Source organism: Wenyingzhuangia sp. IMCC45574 (genome assembly GCF_054182685.1).
Map to the genome: position 1 here is coordinate 2,932,100 of NZ_CM135169.1, position 18,519 is coordinate 2,950,618.

18 protein-coding genes are annotated in these 18,519 nt (G+C 34.5%); 13 read left to right on the plus strand and 5 right to left on the minus strand.

All coding sequences use genetic code 11. The features are described from left to right. Positions 1–8 precede the first annotated feature (8 nt). Positions 9–1,298, minus strand: coding sequence for an anthranilate synthase component I family protein (locus ACXHHC_RS12470; RefSeq protein ID WP_458226708.1), 1,290 nt, complete (start codon positions 1,296–1,298; stop codon positions 9–11). Between the two features lie 111 nt (positions 1,299–1,409). On the opposite strand from ACXHHC_RS12470, the gene ACXHHC_RS12475 reads away from it, so the two are divergent. From ACXHHC_RS12475 to ACXHHC_RS12485, 3 genes are read left to right on the plus strand one after another with little or no spacing between them, the layout of a single operon-like run. Continuing rightward, positions 1,410–2,138 carry an NRDE family protein gene (locus tag ACXHHC_RS12475; protein ID WP_458226709.1) on the plus strand — a complete coding sequence of 243 codons (729 nt, stop codon included), beginning with the start codon at positions 1,410–1,412 and terminating at the stop codon, positions 2,136–2,138. A gap of 3 nt (positions 2,139–2,141) precedes the next feature. Beyond that, on the plus strand, positions 2,142–3,128 hold the full coding sequence (locus tag ACXHHC_RS12480; protein WP_458226710.1) for a DUF6695 family protein: 987 nt from the start codon (positions 2,142–2,144) through the stop codon (positions 3,126–3,128). Between the two features lie 12 nt (positions 3,129–3,140). Then, positions 3,141–3,548 (plus strand): hypothetical protein, encoded by a 408-nt coding sequence (locus tag ACXHHC_RS12485; RefSeq protein WP_458226711.1) that lies wholly within the window; start codon positions 3,141–3,143, stop codon positions 3,546–3,548. Between the two features lie 94 nt (positions 3,549–3,642). Here ACXHHC_RS12485 and apaG read toward each other — a convergent pair whose 3' ends face one another. Continuing rightward, positions 3,643–4,029 (minus strand): Co2+/Mg2+ efflux protein ApaG, encoded by a 387-nt coding sequence (gene apaG, locus ACXHHC_RS12490; RefSeq protein WP_458226712.1) that lies wholly within the window; start codon positions 4,027–4,029, stop codon positions 3,643–3,645. Positions 4,030–4,079: 50 nt separating this feature from the next. Continuing rightward, positions 4,080–5,315, minus strand: a complete 1,236-nt coding sequence (locus ACXHHC_RS12495) for a type IX secretion system plug protein (protein WP_458226713.1) — start codon at positions 5,313–5,315, stop codon at positions 4,080–4,082. Positions 5,316–5,622: 307 nt separating this feature from the next. On the opposite strand from ACXHHC_RS12495, the gene ACXHHC_RS12500 reads away from it, so the two are divergent. Genes ACXHHC_RS12500 through ACXHHC_RS12510 form a run of 3 tightly spaced genes read left to right on the plus strand, consistent with a single transcriptional unit; the run spans position 5,623 to position 10,721 of the window. Beyond that, a complete protein-coding gene (locus ACXHHC_RS12500) occupies positions 5,623–7,188 on the plus strand; it encodes an MFS transporter (protein WP_458226714.1) in 1,566 nt (521 codons plus the stop codon). A 14-nt stretch (positions 7,189–7,202) separates the two neighbouring features. Further along, positions 7,203–8,705: a family 16 glycosylhydrolase gene (locus ACXHHC_RS12505; RefSeq protein WP_458226715.1), complete on the plus strand. Its 1,503-nt coding sequence runs from the start codon at positions 7,203–7,205 to the stop codon at positions 8,703–8,705. A gap of 30 nt (positions 8,706–8,735) precedes the next feature. After that, positions 8,736–10,721 carry a glycoside hydrolase family 127 protein gene (locus ACXHHC_RS12510; protein ID WP_458226716.1) on the plus strand — a complete coding sequence of 662 codons (1,986 nt, stop codon included), beginning with the start codon at positions 8,736–8,738 and terminating at the stop codon, positions 10,719–10,721. A 42-nt stretch (positions 10,722–10,763) separates the two neighbouring features. Here the strand turns inward: ACXHHC_RS12510 and ACXHHC_RS12515 are convergent, their stop codons facing one another. Together ACXHHC_RS12515 and ACXHHC_RS12520 are read right to left on the minus strand one after the other, a co-directional pair. Beyond that, positions 10,764–11,183: a hypothetical protein gene (locus ACXHHC_RS12515; RefSeq protein WP_458226717.1), complete on the minus strand. Its 420-nt coding sequence runs from the start codon at positions 11,181–11,183 to the stop codon at positions 10,764–10,766. 27 nt (positions 11,184–11,210) lie between these two features. Continuing rightward, positions 11,211–11,438, minus strand: coding sequence for a hypothetical protein (locus tag ACXHHC_RS12520; protein ID WP_458226718.1), 228 nt, complete (start codon positions 11,436–11,438; stop codon positions 11,211–11,213). A gap of 264 nt (positions 11,439–11,702) precedes the next feature. On the opposite strand from ACXHHC_RS12520, the gene ACXHHC_RS12525 reads away from it, so the two are divergent. From ACXHHC_RS12525 to ACXHHC_RS12555, 7 genes are all read left to right on the plus strand, one after another. Next, the gene (locus tag ACXHHC_RS12525) at positions 11,703–13,055 is read left to right on the plus strand and encodes a Na(+)-translocating NADH-quinone reductase subunit A (protein WP_458226719.1); all 1,353 of its coding nucleotides are present in this window, start codon (positions 11,703–11,705) and stop codon (positions 13,053–13,055) included. After that, entirely contained in the window at positions 13,055–14,230 is a 1,176-nt protein-coding gene (locus ACXHHC_RS12530; protein WP_458226720.1) for an NADH:ubiquinone reductase (Na(+)-transporting) subunit B, read from the plus strand. Before ACXHHC_RS12525 ends, ACXHHC_RS12530 begins: the two co-directional genes overlap by 1 nt. A 2-nt stretch (positions 14,231–14,232) precedes the next feature. Further along, positions 14,233–14,928 (plus strand): NADH:ubiquinone reductase (Na(+)-transporting) subunit C, encoded by a 696-nt coding sequence (nqrC, locus tag ACXHHC_RS12535; RefSeq protein ID WP_458226721.1) that lies wholly within the window; start codon positions 14,233–14,235, stop codon positions 14,926–14,928. Between the two features lie 2 nt (positions 14,929–14,930). Continuing rightward, a complete protein-coding gene (locus ACXHHC_RS12540; RefSeq protein WP_458226722.1) occupies positions 14,931–15,605 on the plus strand; it encodes an NADH:ubiquinone reductase (Na(+)-transporting) subunit D in 675 nt (224 codons plus the stop codon). Positions 15,606–15,616: 11 nt separating this feature from the next. Continuing rightward, on the plus strand, positions 15,617–16,231 hold the full coding sequence (gene nqrE / locus ACXHHC_RS12545) for an NADH:ubiquinone reductase (Na(+)-transporting) subunit E (protein WP_458226723.1): 615 nt from the start codon (positions 15,617–15,619) through the stop codon (positions 16,229–16,231). Positions 16,232–16,252: 21 nt separating this feature from the next. Next, complete coding sequence (gene nqrF / locus ACXHHC_RS12550) at positions 16,253–17,545, plus strand: NADH:ubiquinone reductase (Na(+)-transporting) subunit F (RefSeq protein ID WP_458226724.1); 1,293 nt, start codon at positions 16,253–16,255, stop codon at positions 17,543–17,545. Positions 17,546–17,715: 170 nt separating this feature from the next. Next, positions 17,716–18,516, plus strand: coding sequence for a hypothetical protein (locus tag ACXHHC_RS12555; RefSeq protein WP_458226725.1), 801 nt, complete (start codon positions 17,716–17,718; stop codon positions 18,514–18,516). Positions 18,517–18,519 lie beyond the last annotated feature (3 nt).

Sequence of the window (18,519 nt, forward strand, 5' to 3'; positions counted from 1 at the left end):
AAGAATTCTTATTTAGAGAGTACTTCTCTCATGGCTTTTGCCTTTAATAAACATTCTTCGTATTCTTTTTCTGGGTCTGCTTTGGCGGTAATGGCACTACCAACAGAGAAAGAGACATATTTCTTAGTTGCGTTGTAAATAATACTTCTAATTACAACGTTAAAATCAAAATCTTTTTCTGGGGTAAAATAGCCCACTGCACCAGAGTAAATACCGCGTTTGCTTGCCTCGAGAGCTTCAATAATTTTCATTGCAGCAATTTTAGGGGCTCCTGTCATACTACCCATAGGATAGCAGGCTTTAATAGCATCAACAGGGTGGATGTCTGTTTTTAGTTGGCAGCTAATGGTAGAAATCATTTGATGTACCTGTTTGAAACTATAAATACCGCAAAGTTCATCTACTTTAACAGATCCTTTTTCGGAAATATGAGAAAGGTCGTTTCTTACCAAGTCCACAATCATTACATTCTCTGCAATTTCTTTGGTGTTGTTTCTAAGGCTTTTTTTCTGAGATTCATCTTTTTCTTTGTGCTCGTGGTGTCTTCTGGCAGTCCCTTTAATGGGTTCAGAAACAAGCTTGTGTTTTACTTTTTTTAAAAAACGCTCGGGAGAGGCTGATAAAAGGTGTAAATCGTCCATTTTTAAAAATGTGGCAAAAGGAGCTTCAGAAATACTATTTAATCTTTGATAAGTGCTTGCAGGTTCTATAATGGCTTGCTTGGCAAAGAATTCTTGACAAAAGTTTAATTCGTATACGTTTCCTAGGTGAATTTCTTTTAAAGCTTTGTTTACTTGCGATATGTAAGTTTCTTTCTCTATGCGACTTTCTATAGTAAGACTGTTGTTTACAGTGTTTGTATTTAAAGTAGCTTTTTGAATATTTTCCCAGTCCAATTCTATTTGATCAGCTAAATTTTCTGGATAACGAAAGATGATTTCTTCTTGTTGGATCTCAATTAACTTTTTAGGCTGAAAGAAATATAAATCGGGAAAATCTGTTTCGTCTGTATTTTTAGAGCTTAGTTTTTCAACATCGTTTTTAAGGTCATAACCCAAATAGCCAAAGGCATAATCTTGAATTTGATCAACGTATTGTTTTAGTTGTTCAAAAGCATTAGAGTAATTAGTTTCTATAGTGCTTAAACTATCTATAGCTAAAAAACCTTGGGTGGTAGACTTAGAGTGGTGGTTAGAATCTAACCATGCAACGGTAGAAAATCCGTTTCCCCACGCAAAGAGTTTTTCTTTGGTTTTGGATACAGAACGAATTGTGAAATGTCTTTGAATGCGTTGCATTTGGTCTTTTTGGGTCTGCAAATTTAAGAATCTTACCAAAGAAAGTGGGTGTATTGTAATTTTTAAATAGATTTACAGACAAAAGAGTGAGTAGAATTTAGAAGAAAGCCCATGTGTACAGTAACTTTTGTTCCAAAAAAGGATGGATTTGCATTTGCATCTAATAGAGATGAACAGCCTTTAAGAAAAACAACCCCACCTGCATATTACAAAGAAAATGGCATAGTCTTATTTTATCCTAAGGATGAAGTGGCTGGAGGTACATGGATTGGGTTGTCTGAGCATGAAAGGGTGGTTTGTTTGTTAAATGGTGGTAATGTGTATCATAATCCGGCAATAAAGTTTCCTAAAAGCAGGGGCGTTGTGGTTAAGACATTATTAACAACTACCAATGTGTTAGAAACAATGCAGAAGGTAGATTTAGAAGGTGTAGCTCCTTTTACATTAATTGTGGTGGAATGGAAAGCAGGACTAAGAAAATTATATGAATTGGTTTGGTGTAAAAACCGAAAAACAATTCAGGAACTAGATCCGCAAGCAAATCATATATGGTCTTCTTCTACCCTGTATACTCCAGAAATGAAACAGGAGCGTAAGGCTTGGTTCGCTGCTTTAGAGGGGGCTAAAACAAAAGAGGTGAGTTCAGATTTATTAAAGTTTCATCAGAATGAAGATTTAGGAACTACTGCAACTACTCCCAAGATGAAAAGAGAGGTGGTAGAAACGGTGAGTACTACTTTTATAGAGAAAAATGCCAACAGTATTTCATTAGAGTATCACGATTATGTAAAAGACTCTAAAGAAACGTACGAAGATCTGTTTCAAGTAGTAAAAGTGTAATGAATGTCTACAGGAGCAATTGTCATATTATCTTATCCAGATACGGTTGTACGACCTGCCTATACAGAGTTTTCTAGTAAGGTGTGGCCTATGATTGGTGTAGGAAGCAAGCATGCGGTGCAAGCGGGGCATGCAGCATTATTGTTGTTAGAGAAAGCATCGGGTAATGTGGATTATTATGATTTTGGTCGTTATATAACTTCTTTTGGTTTTGGTAGAGTTCGTTCTAAAAAGACAGATGTAGAGCTAGAAGTGCCTTTGCAAGCCAAATTTAAAGAAGGAAAACTAACGAATATACAAGAACTGCTTTTGTGGTTAGATGCGCATCCAGAAAAAACACATGGAGATGGTAGGTTGGTAGCAGGTTTGAATTCTGAACTAGACTATGATAAAGCCAAACAATATATTGAAGATTTACAAAATAAAAAGGAAGTGCCTTATGGGGCTTTTGTAAAAGGAGGCTCTAATTGTGCTCGTTTTGTAACCGATACATTACTTGCTGCTGCAACAAGTACAAGAGTTAGAATTAGATTAAAGACTTCCAATCAATTTACACCAAGCCCAATTGGGAATGTTATTAAAGGAAGTAGTGATGATTTGATACATGTAGTCGAAAATCAAAAAGTGAATTTGTACACCAACAGGTCTATCCTAAAAGAATATTTCTCTTGTTTCTTAAATAAGTTTGATGATACTTTAAATACCATTGGTACTGAAAAACCCAATACAGATAAGTTTTATTTAGAGAATGCCACTTGGTTAGGAGGTATAGGTAGCGGAGCTTGGTTTCAGTTATCGCATGAAAGTGATCATTACCAAATAACGAGATACACAAGTTGCGGGAAACAAGATTTTAAAGGAGTGTTTGCTTGTTTAGATGCTACTTTTGATATTAAAAAACCGTATGATTTTGTGCATCCAACAAATTGTAAAGAAGCTTTTATAGTTCAGAATCAAAAAGAGTTTTTGTTTAGGAATAAAGAGTTATAGAGAAATAAGAAAATGAAAAAAGAACGTTTAGTTTTTCTATTGTTATTGATGAATTTGAGTTTGTTTTCTCAAGTTTCTAAAGGAAGATATTTTAATGAAATTGGAGGAACGATATGGCAAACTTCTGTAAGAGTAGATGCTCACACTATTTCTGATTTGAAGAATTTTGGGCTGTCGATCGTCGAAATGGATGTTGATTCTCTGAAGTCAGACTCAAATATTTGGACAATAGATGAGACAATAAAGGTTGAAGATCTCGATGCCAAGACTAAGAAAAGAACTTTAATTTTAGAATGTGAATATATTCATGATAAAGAGGAGAAAACTTTAGAATTACTAATTGAAAATCGAAATATAAAGTTTTCTTATGTGCCAGTATCAACTGGAGCGCATATAGGGTTTACAAGAAGAAAAAAATGAATTACACTGAATAACAATTTTGAAGTAAACCTTTCCAGTGACATTACTCCATGCTTTACAGGTTGAAAATTATACCTAAGGCTTCAGGTCAACCTTAATTCAAAATAGACTCCGTCTGTAATTGAAAAGCCGGAACTTCTACTTTAAAAGAGTATCGTTCGTCTAAATTCACCATGTTGTAATGTCCTTTCATGCTTCCGCAATTAGACATCAGAATACAATGCGATTTGTAAGCGTGTTTTTCACCGCTCTTTAAAATCGGTTGTAGTCCAATTACGCCTTCACCTTCAATAATTTCTGTGTGATTTAGGGAGTCGTAGATTTCCCAGTGCCTTGAATACAATTGAACCGTGTTTGGTGATAGATTTTCAATTGTAATATAGTAATCAAACAAAAAGTGTTGATGTTTGTTTCGTTCTTGCACTCCGCAAAAATGGGTTTTTACGGATATTTTTATTCCTTTAGTTATTGCCTGGGGCATTGTTGCTTTATTGTTTACCTAAATATAGCTAAGAAAATGGAAGAAAACAACTAATTTTCTATTTGTTGTTTGCTGTTGCTTAATCCATAACCTACTACTTGATAGTAGATTGAGTTTTGGGGTTGAAAATATACCAGACATTCGTAGTTGTTTTCGGTCTCAAAGTAAGATCCGCTTACGACTGTTTTGTTTATTTTCTCTCCATTTGTGGTTATATAATCGTAGTTGTAAAATCCTTGTTTTAAAAGAATATCTGCTGTAAGATACTGTTCTGTTTCATCTAATTTAAGAAGGTTTTCTTCTGTTAGTTGGTAGTTGTTAAATGCTCCGTATATATATATGTCTTTGCCGTTATAGCTCTTGTTGTTCTTTAGGCTAAAATGAACATAGCTATACTCGGCTTCTGTACCGGTGTTGGTGGAGTTGAAATTGCGAATTAGAAAATTTCCGTTAATGTCTGGGTTAAAGACATAGGTCTGATTTGCTCTGTTTGGGTTGGTGAATAAGATGGTTCTAAATACATCATCGTCTCTGTAGCTTCTTAGAATAAAACGAGAATTTCTTAAAATTTCGTTGTTGTCAAAATAATAGAACTCATTACCTGCTAAAAATTCCATTTCTTCTGTAGGTCTGTAGTTATATAGGTTTCCCTGAATAAATGTTGGTTTTAGATATGGAGTTTTTATTTGCTGATCTCCATTCTGAAAAATAAAGGTTTTTAATTCTTGGTCTGGAAAATTTACGGGCAAGTCTTGTGTATTCAAAATCAACGAAACTGCTTGTTTCTTGTTAAAATTAACCAAATCTCTGCTTTCCGAAATGCTGATGGCTGCAACAGCTTTTTGTTGGTACAAGGTAATGTTGCGTTCTGCTACTATTTCATCATCTTCATCTAAAATCTGAATGATATAATTTCCTGTTTTGGTAATCTTAGTGTTTTCGTTGGGCAAAGTGAATTTGTAGTGCGTGTAATTTTGTAAAGTTCCAAACGAGTTTTCAAAGTCATTAATTTGAAAATTGTCAAAACCATCTATATAATAGGAACTAGGAAGATTAGAAGGAGTCCAGTCTATTTGACAATGAATTACCTTATAATAGTATTCGTCCTGATTTCCTTTGGTGTCGTCAAAGCTAAGGTTGATGGTGTTTTTTAAAGAATGTACATTTCTGCTAAATCGATTTTCTCCACTAATCATTTGAAAAGTTTTAATGTGAGTGGCATCGGCTATTTGTGCACTTAGCGATTGAGCGCAAAAACAAATAAATAGAAAGCGAAAAATAGTCATAGTGTAATTGTTGCAAAGATAAAGCCAAGATAACGAAACCTTCTTAAATGGTAATTGTAAGAATACCAAGCTTGTTGCTTTTGTGTTGGTTGCGGCTTTAGCTTTAAAAGAGGCCTAAGTTAACTTTTGGGTGAGTTATTTATAGGGTAACTGGTTATAAATCATGAGGTTTTATTTTGTTAAATTTTAAAAACAATACGATTTTTATCTATATAAATCATAATTTGACATATAAAGGCTTAAAAAATTGAAATATTCTCAAAATCCTTTTTCTTTGTTAAAATATGACTGAAAAACGACTTTTTTTATGACAAAAAAACAAAAAAATGCTTTTTTATATGCCTTGATTGTAGCGTTGGGGTCTTTTGTATTTGGTTTAGATGCCGTTTTAATATCTGGTGGATTTAAATTTATTACGCAAGAGTTTAATTTAACAGCATCTCAAATTGGATTAATTGGTTCTGGACCTGGAATAGGGGTTTTAATAGCATTGCCGCTTACAGCTTATTCTAGTAATAAATTAGGACGAAAATTAACCTTACAAATTATTGCAATTTTCTATATAGTTTCTGCAGTTGGTTCTGCATTGGCTACTTCGTTTATGTCTTTGTTTTGGTTTAGATTCTTAGGTGGTTTGGCTTTTAGTTCTGTAACGCTTGCTTCTATGTATATAGGAGAAATTGCTCCTGTAGAACAAAGAGGGAAATTGGTTTCTACCTTACAAATAAACATGGGAATTGGTTTTACAGCAGCTTATCTTATTAATTATTGGATTTTGCAGCAAATGGGATCTGATGCGCAGTGGGTGCAAGATTTAAACTTGGAAAAAACAGGATGGAGATGGATGTTAGGAATTGAAATAATTCCGGCAGTATTGTGGTTCTTGTTTTTGTTTATCATTCCAAAGAGCCCAGCTTGGTTGGTGTATAAAGGAAGAGTAAATGATGCAAAAAAATCATTAGCTACAGTATATAAAGAGAGCGAAGTAGAGGTGCAAGTACAGCAAATGGTAGATGGAGTTAAGAGTGCAGGTGCCAACAACACTACGGGAAGTCAATTAAAAGAGATTTTTGGAAAGCGAATGAGAATTGTTTTAATTCTTGCCTTTACACTAGCAGTAGTACAGCAGTTTACAGGTATGAATGCTGTTATGATTTATGCTCCAACCATGTTTGAACAATTAGGCTTGGGGACAGATGCCGCTTTTTCTAGTACCATTTGGATTGGAGTTATTGGTTTGGTGTCTACTTTATTGTCTTTGTCATTAATAGATAAGTTTGGAAGAAGGCCGTTGGTAATTGGTGGTTTATCGTTGATTATAATAAGCATATCCATGGTTTCTTATGGGTTCAAGCAGGCAACTTATACTGTTACTCAAGAGGCAATTGTAAGTATGAAAGAGGTGCCTAATATAAGTAATTTAAGTGTGCTTGTAGGAGAAGAGTTTAATAGCGATATTGAATTTAAAAATGCTTTAGCTGGTGTTTTAGGTGCAGAGTCTGCGCGAGATAATGCAGGGGTAATATTTAAAGAAACGGCTACTATGAATTCGGTGTTAATTTTAATTAGCATTTTAACATTTATAGCTGCTTTTAACTTTTCTATAGGACCTATTATGTGGGTGCTACTTTCAGAGATTTTTCCAATCTCCAATAGAGGAGTTGCTATTCCGTTGTTTGCATTAATATCTAGTACGGTTAGTGCTTTGGTACAATACTTATTCCCTTTAGAGATGGAGTATTTTGGAGCGGCAACTACTTTTATAATCTACGCAGGTATTGTGTTTGTAGGGTTGGCTATTTTGTTTAAATATTTAGTAGAAACAAAAGGGTTGTCTTTAGAGGAGATTCAGCAAAAATTAACGAATAAATAATTTTAAGAGATATCATGAAAAAGTTTTACAAAATTATATGTTATGTGTTTGTGAGCTGCTTTGCACTTGTAAATACAAGTTGTAATACAGGAGTTCAAAAATCAACAGCGCAAGAGGTGGTTGAGGCAAGTATACCAGAGTCAAAATTTTACCCATATTCAGATTTAAAAAACGAAGGAGGTTGGGTGTTAAATAAAGAGTTAAGTGATGAGTTTAGTGGTACTGAAATAGACACCAATAGATGGTTTGTACAAGGTTTAAATGATAATTATTATATCTGGAAAGGAAGAGCTCCTTCTCAGTTTGTAGCTCATAATGTAATTGTAGAAGATGATAAGTTGAAATTAAGAACTCAGTGGGAGCCAGATTATCCGTTTGTAAATGAATTTTACGGAGATGGTAATATGGGGGCTTCTAAATATGGTATCTATAAAGACGGTACAAAAATGCCTGTAACTACAGCTGGAGTTTTAACTCATAAGAGATTTTTGTACGGTTATATGGAGGTAAAGTCTAAAGTAGGAAATGCTGCAATTACTGGAGCTTTTTGGGCAATTGGGCACGAGCAAGAGTTAGATGTTTACGAGTTGATGGGGAATCCTAAGAAAAAAGGGAATATTAGAGCGGATTCTTACTTGGCTACAGCGCATGATTGGAGTCCGCCAGCACAAAGACCTACTAAGATATTTAATCATGTAGAGAATTTACCTTACAGAACTGCAGATGATTTTCATGTGTATGGAGCAGAGTGGGGAGTAGACTATTTAAAGTTGTTTATAGATGGTAAGTTGGTTCGTCACTTTACACAAGATCAGTTAGGGACTGCCTTTGTTTTGAACAATCCTATGGAAATATGGTTAGATTCTGAAATTTTTTACTGGCTAGGGTTGCCGCATAAGGAAGAATTACCGGTTGATTTTGAAATTGAATACATGAGAGTTTGGCAGAAGCCAACGGATAATTTACTTGCCAATGATGGTGCGTTCTACGGTTTTGAAGGACCTTATCTTTTTGAAGAAAACGGAAGACCGCTAACCTTGTTGCCAGAAAGTTCTGTTCCTGATGCCTACCAACAATTTTGGGAAATAGAAAAAGGTTCTGAAAAATATTTGTCTATTGCTTATGGAGATTATCATAAAGGAGTAAATAGTTTACAGTTCTCTGGATATAGTAAAACTGAAAATTTAGAAGTAGAAAAAGCTGTAATTACGGCTCCAGAAGGTTCTCTTAAGTTAGATGCTGGTAAGTATAACTTGTCGGCTAAGATATGGTTAGACCAAGGAGTGGTGGCAGATAAAATTCATGTGGTTTTAAAAGATCCAAATGTAAGTGTTGTGTTTGATGATATAAGAAGTTTACCAAGACGAGAATGGATAACCGTAGAAGGAGCGTTTGTAAGAAACGCTGCATCGGGGGGTAAAGATGCAATGTCTATTGAAATTCACAAGAAGGATTTGCCTAAAACAAGAGCAGCTAAGTTTTTTATAGACGATATAGCTATCAAAGCAGTTAAATAATTAAAAAAATAATCAAGAATATATAATACAATGAGTACAGCAAAAAAACATACCAAAGCTATTACTAGTACAGTGGATAGCCCATATGTAAAGTTAAAAAGTATTGATTTTGGAGATTGTAAGTGGAGCACTGGTTTTTGGGCTGAAAAAGAAAAAGCAGCAGCAGATAAGATGTTACCTTACATGGGAGATGTGTTGTGTGGAGATGTAGGGCATGGGTTAAATAACTTTAAGATTGCGGCAGGAGCTAAAGAAGGAGAGCATAAAGGTTTTTATTGGCACGATGGAGACTTCTTTAAGTTTATGGAAGCTAAAACGTACATCTACAGTTTAACAAAAGATGAGTCTTTATTAAAAGAAATAGATGAGTATATAGAGTGGATTGGAAAGGCTCAAGAAGAAGATGGATATATTCATACACATATTCAGATTACAGAAGGAGCAGAGCGTTTCTCTAATAGAAAATACCATGAAATGTATAATTACGGGCACTTGTTTATTGCTGCAAGTGTACATTATCGTTTAACAGGGCAACGTAATTTCTTGGATATTGCGATCAAACAAGCAGATTTGTTGTGTGTTTATTTTATGCCAGATACAAAACATTACCAGCGTTTTGGGTTTAACCAGACTCAAATTATGGGGTTGGTAGAGTTGTATAGAACGGTAGGAGATAAAAAATACTTAAAGTTAGCGGAAAAGTTTATCAACCGTAGAGGTACATTTAAAATAGAGCATCATTCTACTACAGAGGGATATCCTATTGGAGATATGGTGCAAGAACGTACTCCGTTAAGAGAGTCTAAAGAGGCTGTTGGTCATGCGGTATTGGCATTGTATTATTATGCAGGTGCTGCAGATGTGTATGCGGAAACTGGAGAGCAAGCTTTAATTGATGCGTTGGATAGATTGTGGGAAAATGTAACAGGTAAGAAAATGTATGTTACAGGTGCTGTTGGTCAGGCACATTATGGAGCCTCTACTAGTTTAGATATGATTGAAGAAGGTTTTATAGATGCCTACATGATGCCAAACATGACTGCTTATAACGAAACCTGTGCGAACTTGTGTAATGCAATGTTTAGTAACAGGATGATGGGGATTAAAGAAGAGTCTCGTTATGCTGATATTATAGAGTTGGTGTTGTTTAATAGTGGTTTGTCTGGAATTAGTATAGAAGGGAAAGATTATTTTTATTCTAACCCGTTAAGAATGGTAAATAACTCGAGAGATTACGAATCGCATGCAGATGTTACAGAGAGTCCGGTAAGACAACCTTACTTAGAGTGTTTCTGTTGTCCTCCTAACTTGGTAAGAACTATTTGTAAGAGTTCGGGATGGGCTTATAACTTATCGGAAAATGGGGTAGCTGTTGTGTTGTTCGGAGGAAATACTTTAGACACGAATTTGTTAGATGGCTCGGCTATTAAATTAACTCAAGATACAGAATACCCTTGGAAAGGAATTGTAAAGATTACGGTGGACGAGTGTAAAGCTGAAGCTTTTGATATAAAAGTAAGAATTCCTAAGTGGGCTGTAGGAAGTACTTTAAAAGTGAATGGAGAAGCTGTGGGAGTTGAGGTTGTGCCAGGTACGTTTGCAGTTATTAACAGAGAGTGGAAGGCAGGAGATACTATTGTGTTAGATATGCCAATGGATATTAAGTTGATGGAGGGACATAATAGAATTGAAGAAGTTAGAAATCAGGTAGCTGTTAAAAGAGGACCTATTGTTTACTGTATAGAAACTCCAGATTTACCAAAAGATGCATCTATTTTAGATGTCTATATAAAAGGAGATGCCGAGTTGGTAGCAGAGCACAAGCAAGATTTCTTAGGAGGAGTAACTGTAATTAATACAGAGTTGCAAATAAGAGAAGATAAAAACGATGAAATGTATCAAACGGTAACAAAGCCGGTTGTTAAGCCATATACAACTCAGTTAGTTCCTTATTTTGCATGGAGTAACAGAGGGCAGGCAGAAATGACAGTGTTTGTGCCCGTACTTTGGTCGTAGCAAATTAATTAATTAAAACAGAAAGCCTTGTAGATTGTATGTTTACAGGGCTTTTTTGTGTTTAGAATTTAGTGGAATATCATGCTCAATGGAGTTTCTGATGTTGTTTCTTGGGATAGATAACTCATTGGTGTTTTGGTCTAGGTAATTGATGATTTCGGTTAAACGAGTATTTATGGTTTGTGTTAATTCTGGAGTTCGTTTAGGTTGTTTGTATTTTCTATAAATAAAATCCAATGTTTGCTCCATTGTTTTTTCATTCACGTATAAAAGCTTTTTTTCTATTAAAGCAAATGGTTTTGTTACTAAAGAAGCTATAGAAAGATTTGCTTGCTCTTTTAGAGATAGGTTTAAGGTTGATTTGTTAATTTTTTCTTGGGATTTATCTGGGAAAACAAACTCTTCTAAAATTTCAGAGAGACGTTCTATAATAATACCAAGACCTCTTCCATTGCTAATCATCTTATTGCATGTAAAGTGAGTTTTTTTCTATAAAAATAAAAAAATGTAATAATTTGTTGATGCTTGTTGTATTTTTCTTTGATAGCCGTATTTTTTAAATCGTTCCATTTCAGAAATTGAAAAGTGATCGTCTCTATACCAGTGTTTGGGGGTAAAAAAAGGAAGGATAAAAAAGGTGAGCCACTCTTGGTTGGTTAGGGGTTTATTTTTGTGTTCTTCTTTGGGTTGTTTTTCTGTTTTAAGTTCAGATTTCATCTTTTTTCTTTTCGTTTTGTTCTTAAAGTTAAGTTTTTTCTAAAAAACACTTTCTTTTAGAGAGATTGCTTTTCATCTAAAAGAACCAATATTTAAAATTTACTTTTCCTTTTAGAAGATGATTAAGTTTTAAAGTAATTGTTTAGAATCTTTATAAATAAAATCACTAGCAGAATTAAACAATTTATTATGTATTGTTAAATAGGGTTTTTAGTTAAATTTGCTGCATATTTTATACGTACAAAATAAATTAAATCTAGAAATATGTCACAAGACATCAGAGTTAAGAAAGGCTTAGCTATTAAGCTTAAAGGGCAAGCGGCATTGACTACAGCTGCAGCTGAACGTTCTGATTTCTACGCTATTAAACCTACAGATTTTCACGGAATTACTCCTAAATTAGCCGTTAAGGCAGGAGAAGAGGTGTCTGTTGGTGATGTAGTGTTCTTCTCTAAGGAGGACGACAGGATTAAGTTCACTTCACCTGTTAGTGGAATCATTAAAGAAGTTCAAAGAGGAGCTAAACGTAAAGTTTTAGCAATTATTATCGAGGCAAAATCAGAAGACACTTACAAAGATTTTGGAGCTGTAAATCCATCAGAGTTAGATAGAGATGCAGTACTAGAAAGAGTTTTAGAGAGTGGTGCTTTTGCTTATGTAACGCAACGTCCATACGACATCATTGCAAATCCATCGGATACTCCTAAGTCAATTTTTGTTTCTTCTTTTAGCACTGCTCCATTGGCAGCAGACTATGCTTATGCATTAAAAGGAAAAGAAGAAGCTTTTCAGGCAGGTATTAATGCTTTAACTAAATTAACAGAAGGATCTGTAAATTTAGCAGTTAATAGCAACGAGGCTACTTTCTTTAACAAAGTAGAGAATGCAAACATTATAAACGTTTCTGGAAAGCATCCTGCAGGAAATGTAGGGACTCAAATTTCTATGGTAGATCCAATCAACCAAGGAGATAGAGTTTGGACAGTAAGCCCACAAGGGGTAGCAATTATTGGAGAGTTGTTCTTAACAGGAAAATACAATCCAACTAAATTAGTTGCTTTGGCAGGTTCTAATGTAAATAACCCGCAGTATATTTCTTTAGCTGCAGGACAAAATATTCAAAAAGTTTTAGCGGATAATGCAACAACAGAAGGAGCTCGTGTAATTTCTGGAGATGTATTAACTGGAACTAAAATTAGTGCAGATGACTATTTAGGATTCTACGATAGTTTAATCACTGTTATTCCAGAAGGAAACCAAAACCGTTTTATGGGATGGTTACCATTTGTAGGTAGCGGATCTATTCACTCTTTTTCTAAAACGTCTTTTTCTTGGTTGTCAGGAAATAAAGAATACGATTTAAATACTTCGGTTAACGGAGAAGAGAGAGCATTAGTAGTTACAGGTGAGTTTGAAAAAGTAGTAGCATTGGATGTATATCCATTACAACTAATTAAAGCTTGTATGACTAATGATATAGAGAAGATGGAAAACTTAGGGATTTACGAAGTAGCTCCCGAAGATTTCGCTTTAGTTGATTACATTGATCCTTCTAAAACAGAAGCTCAAGATATCATCAGAAAAGGATTAGACTTAATGATTAAAGAAGTAGGATAATGGATTTTTTAAGAAAGAAATTTGACGAAATAAGAAAACCTTTCGATAAGGGAGGGAAACTTGAAAAATTCGCTCCAGCGATTAACTCTATTGATACTTTGTTATTTGTGCCAAATCACAATACACACAAAGGAGCTCATATTAGAGATGGAGTAGATTTAAAACGTGTAATGGTAACGGTAATCTTTGCTTTGATTCCGGCCATGATTTTTGGAATGTATAACTTAGGATACCAACACTATTTACAATTAGATGGTGCTGCTCCTGACTTTTTAAAAGCTTTATTATTTGGAGCTGGTAAGTTTTTACCAATGTTGGTAGTTTCTTACGGTGTAGGTTTGGCAATTGAGATTGCTTTTGCAGTATACCGTCAGCACGAAGTAAACGAGGGATACTTAGTAACGGGAATGTTAATTCCGTTAATTATGCCTGTAGACATGCCTTTATGGATGTTAGGTGTATCTGTAGTATTTGCGGTGTTTATTGGTAAAGAAGCTTTTGGAGGAACAGGGATGAATATTTTAAATCCTGCTTTAGTTGCTCGTGCTTTTGCATTCTTCTCGTACGCTCCACAAATGTCTGGAGATAAAGTATGGGTTGCAGATGCTAGTACTATTGATGCTATTTCTGGAGAAACTATTTTAGGAAAATTAGCTGCTGGACAAGAGGCTGGTTGGTCTGTTGCAGATATGTTTATCGGATTGATTCCAGGTTCTGTTGGAGAAACATCTGTATTGATGATTTTAATAGGTGCTTTGTTATTAATTGTTACAGGAGTTGGTTCTTGGAGAATTATGGCAGGTACTGTAATTGGAGGAACTATTATGGGGTTAATTTTTAATTCATTAGTAAGTGGAGGTTTAATAACGCCAGAACATAATACTTATGCCTTAATGAAATTTGATTGGTGGCAACACTTATTAGTAGGAGGGTTTATGTTTGGAGCAATCTTTATGACTACAGATCCTGTTTCTGCTGCGCAGACTACTAAAGGAAAGTGGATTTATGGAATCTTAATTGGAATTTTTGCCATTTTAATCCGTGTATTTAACGGAGCATATCCAGAAGGAATGATGATGGCTATTTTATTAATGAACGTTTTTGCACCAACAATTGACCACTATGTGATTGCTGGAAATATTAAAAAGCGTAAAAACCGTTTAAAAGCAGCATAATTATGGACAAGAATAGTAATGCATATACATTTATATTCGCAATTATCATTGTAACGATTATTGCTGGATCATTAGCGTTTACTGCTACGAGCTTAAAACCAGCTCAGGAAGCAAACGTTAAAGCAGAAAAAATGCAGAAAATCTTATCTACTATTGGTGTAGAAGTAGATAGATCTGTAGCAGCAGATAGCTTTAGTAAATACATTAAAGGTCAGTTGGCTTTAAAAGCAGACGGAACTGTAGATACTGAGGTGAATGCCTTTAATATTGGATTGAAAAACGAAATCAAAAAATCAGAAACAGAACAACGTTACCCGTTATATGTAGCAGAAAAAGATGGTGAGAAATTCTATGTGGTTCCCTTATACGGAGCAGGATTATGGGATGCTATTTGGGGGTACATTGCTTTAGGTGCTGATAAGAACACTATTGTAGGTGCTAACTTTGACCACAAAGGAGAAACTCCTGGTTTAGGTGCAGAAATTACTACAGAGTGGTTTCAAGTTCAGTTCAAAGGGAAAAAGATATTAGACGAGTCAAATAACTTTGTTTCAGTTGCTGCTATTAAAGGAGGAGCTAAGCAAGGAGATGCTCATGGTGTAGATGCAATTTCTGGAGGTACTATTACTTCTAACGGTGTGTCTGACATGTTAAAAGAGCGTTTGGCAAATTATTTACCATACTTTAAAAACAACTAGTCATGGCAGAAGGAAAAGAACCCTTATTTTCAAAGCAAAATAAAGCGTTGTTATCAGATCCATTAAACGATAACAACCCAATTTCAGTACAGGTATTAGGTATCTGTTCTGCCTTAGCAATTACCGTGCAGTTAAAGCCTGCAGTTGTAATGTCTTTAGCGGTATTGTTTGTAGTAATTGCATCTAACGTAATTGTATCGTTAATCCGTAACTTAATTCCAGGACGTATTAGAATTATCGTTCAGTTATTAATTGTAGCATCTTTAGTAATCTTAGTAGATCAGATATTAAAAGCTTATGCTTATGATGTAAGTAAAGAATTATCGGTATTTGTAGGATTAATTATTACCAACTGTATTGTAATGGGACGTTTAGAGGCTTTTGCATTGGCAAACGGACCTTGGAAATCTTTCTTAGATGGTGTTGGTAACGGAGCTGGATATGCGGTAATCTTAGTAATTGTTGCGGTATTCCGTGAATTATTAGGATCTGGAAAATTATTCGGAATTGAAATTTTAGGACACAAAGCTAAAACCTTAGCAGATTCTACAGGATTGTATGCTTTAGGATACGAGAACAACGGATTTATGTTATTGTCTCCAATGGCCTTAATTACTGTAGGTATCATTATTTGGGTACAACGTTCTAAGAACAGAAAATTAATTGAAACACACTAAAACCTAGAGAAATGGATTATATTAACATATTTGTAAAAAGTATTTTTATAGACAATATGGTATTTGCATATTTCTTAGGAATGTGTTCATACTTGGCAGTATCTAAAACAGTAAATACAGCTGTTGGTTTAGGAGCAGCCGTAGTTTTTGTATTGTCTATTACAGTACCTGTAAACTTCTTAATAGATACTTATTTATTAAAGCCAGGAGCATTATCTTGGTTAGGAGAAGAGTACGCTTCTATTGATTTATCTTTCTTATCGTTTATCATGTTTATTGCAGTAATTGCATCTATGGTACAATTGGTAGAGATGATTGTAGAACGTTTTGCACCAGCTTTATACGGAGCTTTAGGTATTTTCTTACCGTTAATCGCTGTAAACTGTGCAATTTTAGGAGGATCTTTATTTATGCAACAAAAAGACTTTGCGAACGTAGGAGAGTCTGCTGTTTACGGATTAGGATCTGGAATTGGATGGTTGTTAGCAATTGTTGCTATTGCAGCTATTAGAGAGAAAATTACATATTCTAATGTACCAGCACCATTAAAAGGTTTAGGAATTACCTTTATCATTACTGGGTTAATGGCAATTGGATTTATGTCCTTTTCAGGAATTAAATTATAATAAAATAAAGAGCAAAGTATTATGACAATCTTAGTAAGTATTGTAGTTTTCTTGATCATTGTTTTAATCTTGGTTTCTATCCTTTTAGGAGCAAAAGCTAAGTTATTACCATCAGGAAAAGTAAAAATCACAATTAACGGAGAAAAAACAATTGAAGTTGATGCTGGTAGTTCTTTATTAGGGACTTTAGGTAACGAAAAAATCTTTTTACCATCTGCATGTGGTGGAGGGGGTACTTGTTTACAATGTGAGTGTCACGTTCATTCAGGTGGAGGTGAAGCATTGCCAACAGAAACACCTCACTTTACTCGTAAAGAATTAGCTGCAGGAGCACGTTTAGGGTGTCAGGTAAAAGTTAAGAACGATATGGAGATTTCTATTCCAGAAGAAATTTTTGGAATTAAGAAATGGGAAGCAACAGTTGTACGTAACTACAACGTAGCATCTTTTATTAAAGAATTTGTAGTAGAGATTCCAGAAGATATGGATTACAAAGCAGGAGGATATATTCAGATAGAAATACCACCTTGTGAAGTAAAATATACAGACATGGATATTACTGCACACCCAACGGATCATCCAGGAGAGCCAGAAAAATTCCATGAAGAATGGGATAAGTTTGGATTATGGCCATTGGTAATGAAAAATACAGAAACAGTAGAGAGAGCATACTCTATGGCTTCTTACCCTGCAGAAGGAAGAGAGATTATGTTAAACGTTCGTGTTGCATGTCCTCCTTTTGATAGAGTAAAAGGTGGATGGATGGATGTGAATCCAGGTATCGCTTCATCTTATGTATTTAACCAAAAGGTTGGAGATAAAGTAACTATTTCTGGACCTTATGGAGAATTCTTTATCAACGAAGATTCTGATGCAGAAATGATTTATGTAGGAGGTGGAGCTGGAATGGCACCAATGAGATCTCACTTATATGAACTGTTCCACACCATGAAAACGGGTCGTAGAGTTACATATTGGTACGGAGGACGTTCTAAACGTGAATTGTTCTATATTCACTATTTTGAATCGTTAATGGAGAAGTTCCCTAACTTTAAATTACAGTTGGTATTATCTGAACCATTACCAGAGGATAACTGGAAAGTGAAAAAAGACATTCATGATGATGAAGGAGATGGTTTTGTAGGATTTGTGCACCAGGCATTAATTGACAACTACTTAAACGATCATGAAGCTCCTGAGGATATAGAATTCTATTTCTGTGGACCACCAATGATGAACCAAGCAGTAGTTAAAATGTGTGACGATTTTGGAGTACCAAAAGAGAACGTACGTTTTGATGACTTTGGAGGATAATAAAATACTTTAATAAGTATATACAAGCCTGTTACTTTTTGTAACAGGTTTTTTGTTTTTAAATACCTTTCCACAGTTAATTTTATTGAGTTGTTATGAGGGGTGTTTTTGTGTTTTTATTTCTTATGTTTAGTTGTTCTTCTGGGGATTCTATAGATAGTAATCATACCATGAATAGAAATAAATGTAGATTGATAAAATCAGATGGAGTTTTTCGGAATGGAAGTGTTTCTTATTACAAGCACAGTTATGTTTATGATGAACAAGGAAGAATTTCCATTAGGAATAATACTTTTGTATCACCAGAATCTATAGGTGCAGAATATTATAGAGATAGTATTATTTATGATTCAAGAGATAGGGTAGAAAAGATTTACAAGTTAAGTAGGAGTAATAGTAATCCTAATGCAAATAGCGTTTATCTGTTTTATTACAATGGCAATAAATCAAAACCCAATAGCGTAAATTTTGTAGAAGAAAACAAAATAGATAAAACGATTTTAAGAACTTTTAAGGAAGAGTTTTTGTTTTACAACTCTTATGATAGGTTAAGTAGAGTTGAAGGGAAAGCTTTTAGTACAGCTATAGATAATCCAACTATTATTGCAAATGAAAACAGTGAGTATTTTTATAATAGAACAGGAAATTTAATCAGGGTGAAAACAAGAATAAGCTCTACAGGTTTTGAAATTATATCGGTGAGTCCTTTTAAAACTTTAACATATGAGGTAGTCTCTATAAAAACACAAAACTTTTCAAATTACGATTCTAATATAAATCCATATCAAGAGCTACCTTTTATAAATCTAAGAGGGGTGTCGGAGTCAAAGAATATCTATAAAAGTTACAAGGAAGAGCTTTGCGTAACTAGAGGTAAACTAACTCCTCAATGTAGTTCCAGTAGCTGGGAATTAAATGAAAAAGAAGCTCCCTTTTTACAGAGGTTTAATTATAACTGCGATGGTTTTTAAGTG

Bases quoted from the DNA above. Each gene is read 5' to 3' on its own strand.
- ACXHHC_RS12485 (WP_458226711.1), top strand. From the start codon at position 3,141: ATGAAAAAAGAACGTTTAGTTTTTCTATTGTTATTGATGAATTTGAGT.
- ACXHHC_RS12505 (WP_458226715.1), top strand. From the start codon at position 7,203: ATGAAAAAGTTTTACAAAATTATATGTTATGTGTTTGTGAGCTGCTTT.
- ACXHHC_RS12495 (WP_458226713.1), bottom strand. From the start codon at position 5,315: ATGACTATTTTTCGCTTTCTATTTATTTGTTTTTGCGCTCAATCGCTA.
- ACXHHC_RS12480 (WP_458226710.1), top strand. From the start codon at position 2,142: ATGTCTACAGGAGCAATTGTCATATTATCTTATCCAGATACGGTTGTA.
- ACXHHC_RS12525 (WP_458226719.1), top strand. From the start codon at position 11,703: ATGTCACAAGACATCAGAGTTAAGAAAGGCTTAGCTATTAAGCTTAAA.
- nqrC (WP_458226721.1), top strand. From the start codon at position 14,233: ATGGACAAGAATAGTAATGCATATACATTTATATTCGCAATTATCATT.
- ACXHHC_RS12470 (WP_458226708.1), bottom strand. From the start codon at position 1,298: ATGCAACGCATTCAAAGACATTTCACAATTCGTTCTGTATCCAAAACC.
- ACXHHC_RS12555 (WP_458226725.1), top strand. From the start codon at position 17,716: ATGAATAGAAATAAATGTAGATTGATAAAATCAGATGGAGTTTTTCGG.
- ACXHHC_RS12515 (WP_458226717.1), bottom strand. From the start codon at position 11,183: ATGATTAGCAATGGAAGAGGTCTTGGTATTATTATAGAACGTCTCTCT.
- apaG (WP_458226712.1), bottom strand. From the start codon at position 4,029: ATGCCCCAGGCAATAACTAAAGGAATAAAAATATCCGTAAAAACCCAT.
- ACXHHC_RS12540 (WP_458226722.1), top strand. From the start codon at position 14,931: ATGGCAGAAGGAAAAGAACCCTTATTTTCAAAGCAAAATAAAGCGTTG.
- nqrE (WP_458226723.1), top strand. From the start codon at position 15,617: ATGGATTATATTAACATATTTGTAAAAAGTATTTTTATAGACAATATG.
- ACXHHC_RS12500 (WP_458226714.1), top strand. From the start codon at position 5,623: ATGACAAAAAAACAAAAAAATGCTTTTTTATATGCCTTGATTGTAGCG.
- ACXHHC_RS12510 (WP_458226716.1), top strand. From the start codon at position 8,736: ATGAGTACAGCAAAAAAACATACCAAAGCTATTACTAGTACAGTGGAT.
- ACXHHC_RS12475 (WP_458226709.1), top strand. From the start codon at position 1,410: ATGTGTACAGTAACTTTTGTTCCAAAAAAGGATGGATTTGCATTTGCA.
- nqrF (WP_458226724.1), top strand. From the start codon at position 16,253: ATGACAATCTTAGTAAGTATTGTAGTTTTCTTGATCATTGTTTTAATC.
- ACXHHC_RS12520 (WP_458226718.1), bottom strand. From the start codon at position 11,438: ATGAAATCTGAACTTAAAACAGAAAAACAACCCAAAGAAGAACACAAA.
- ACXHHC_RS12530 (WP_458226720.1), top strand. From the start codon at position 13,055: ATGGATTTTTTAAGAAAGAAATTTGACGAAATAAGAAAACCTTTCGAT.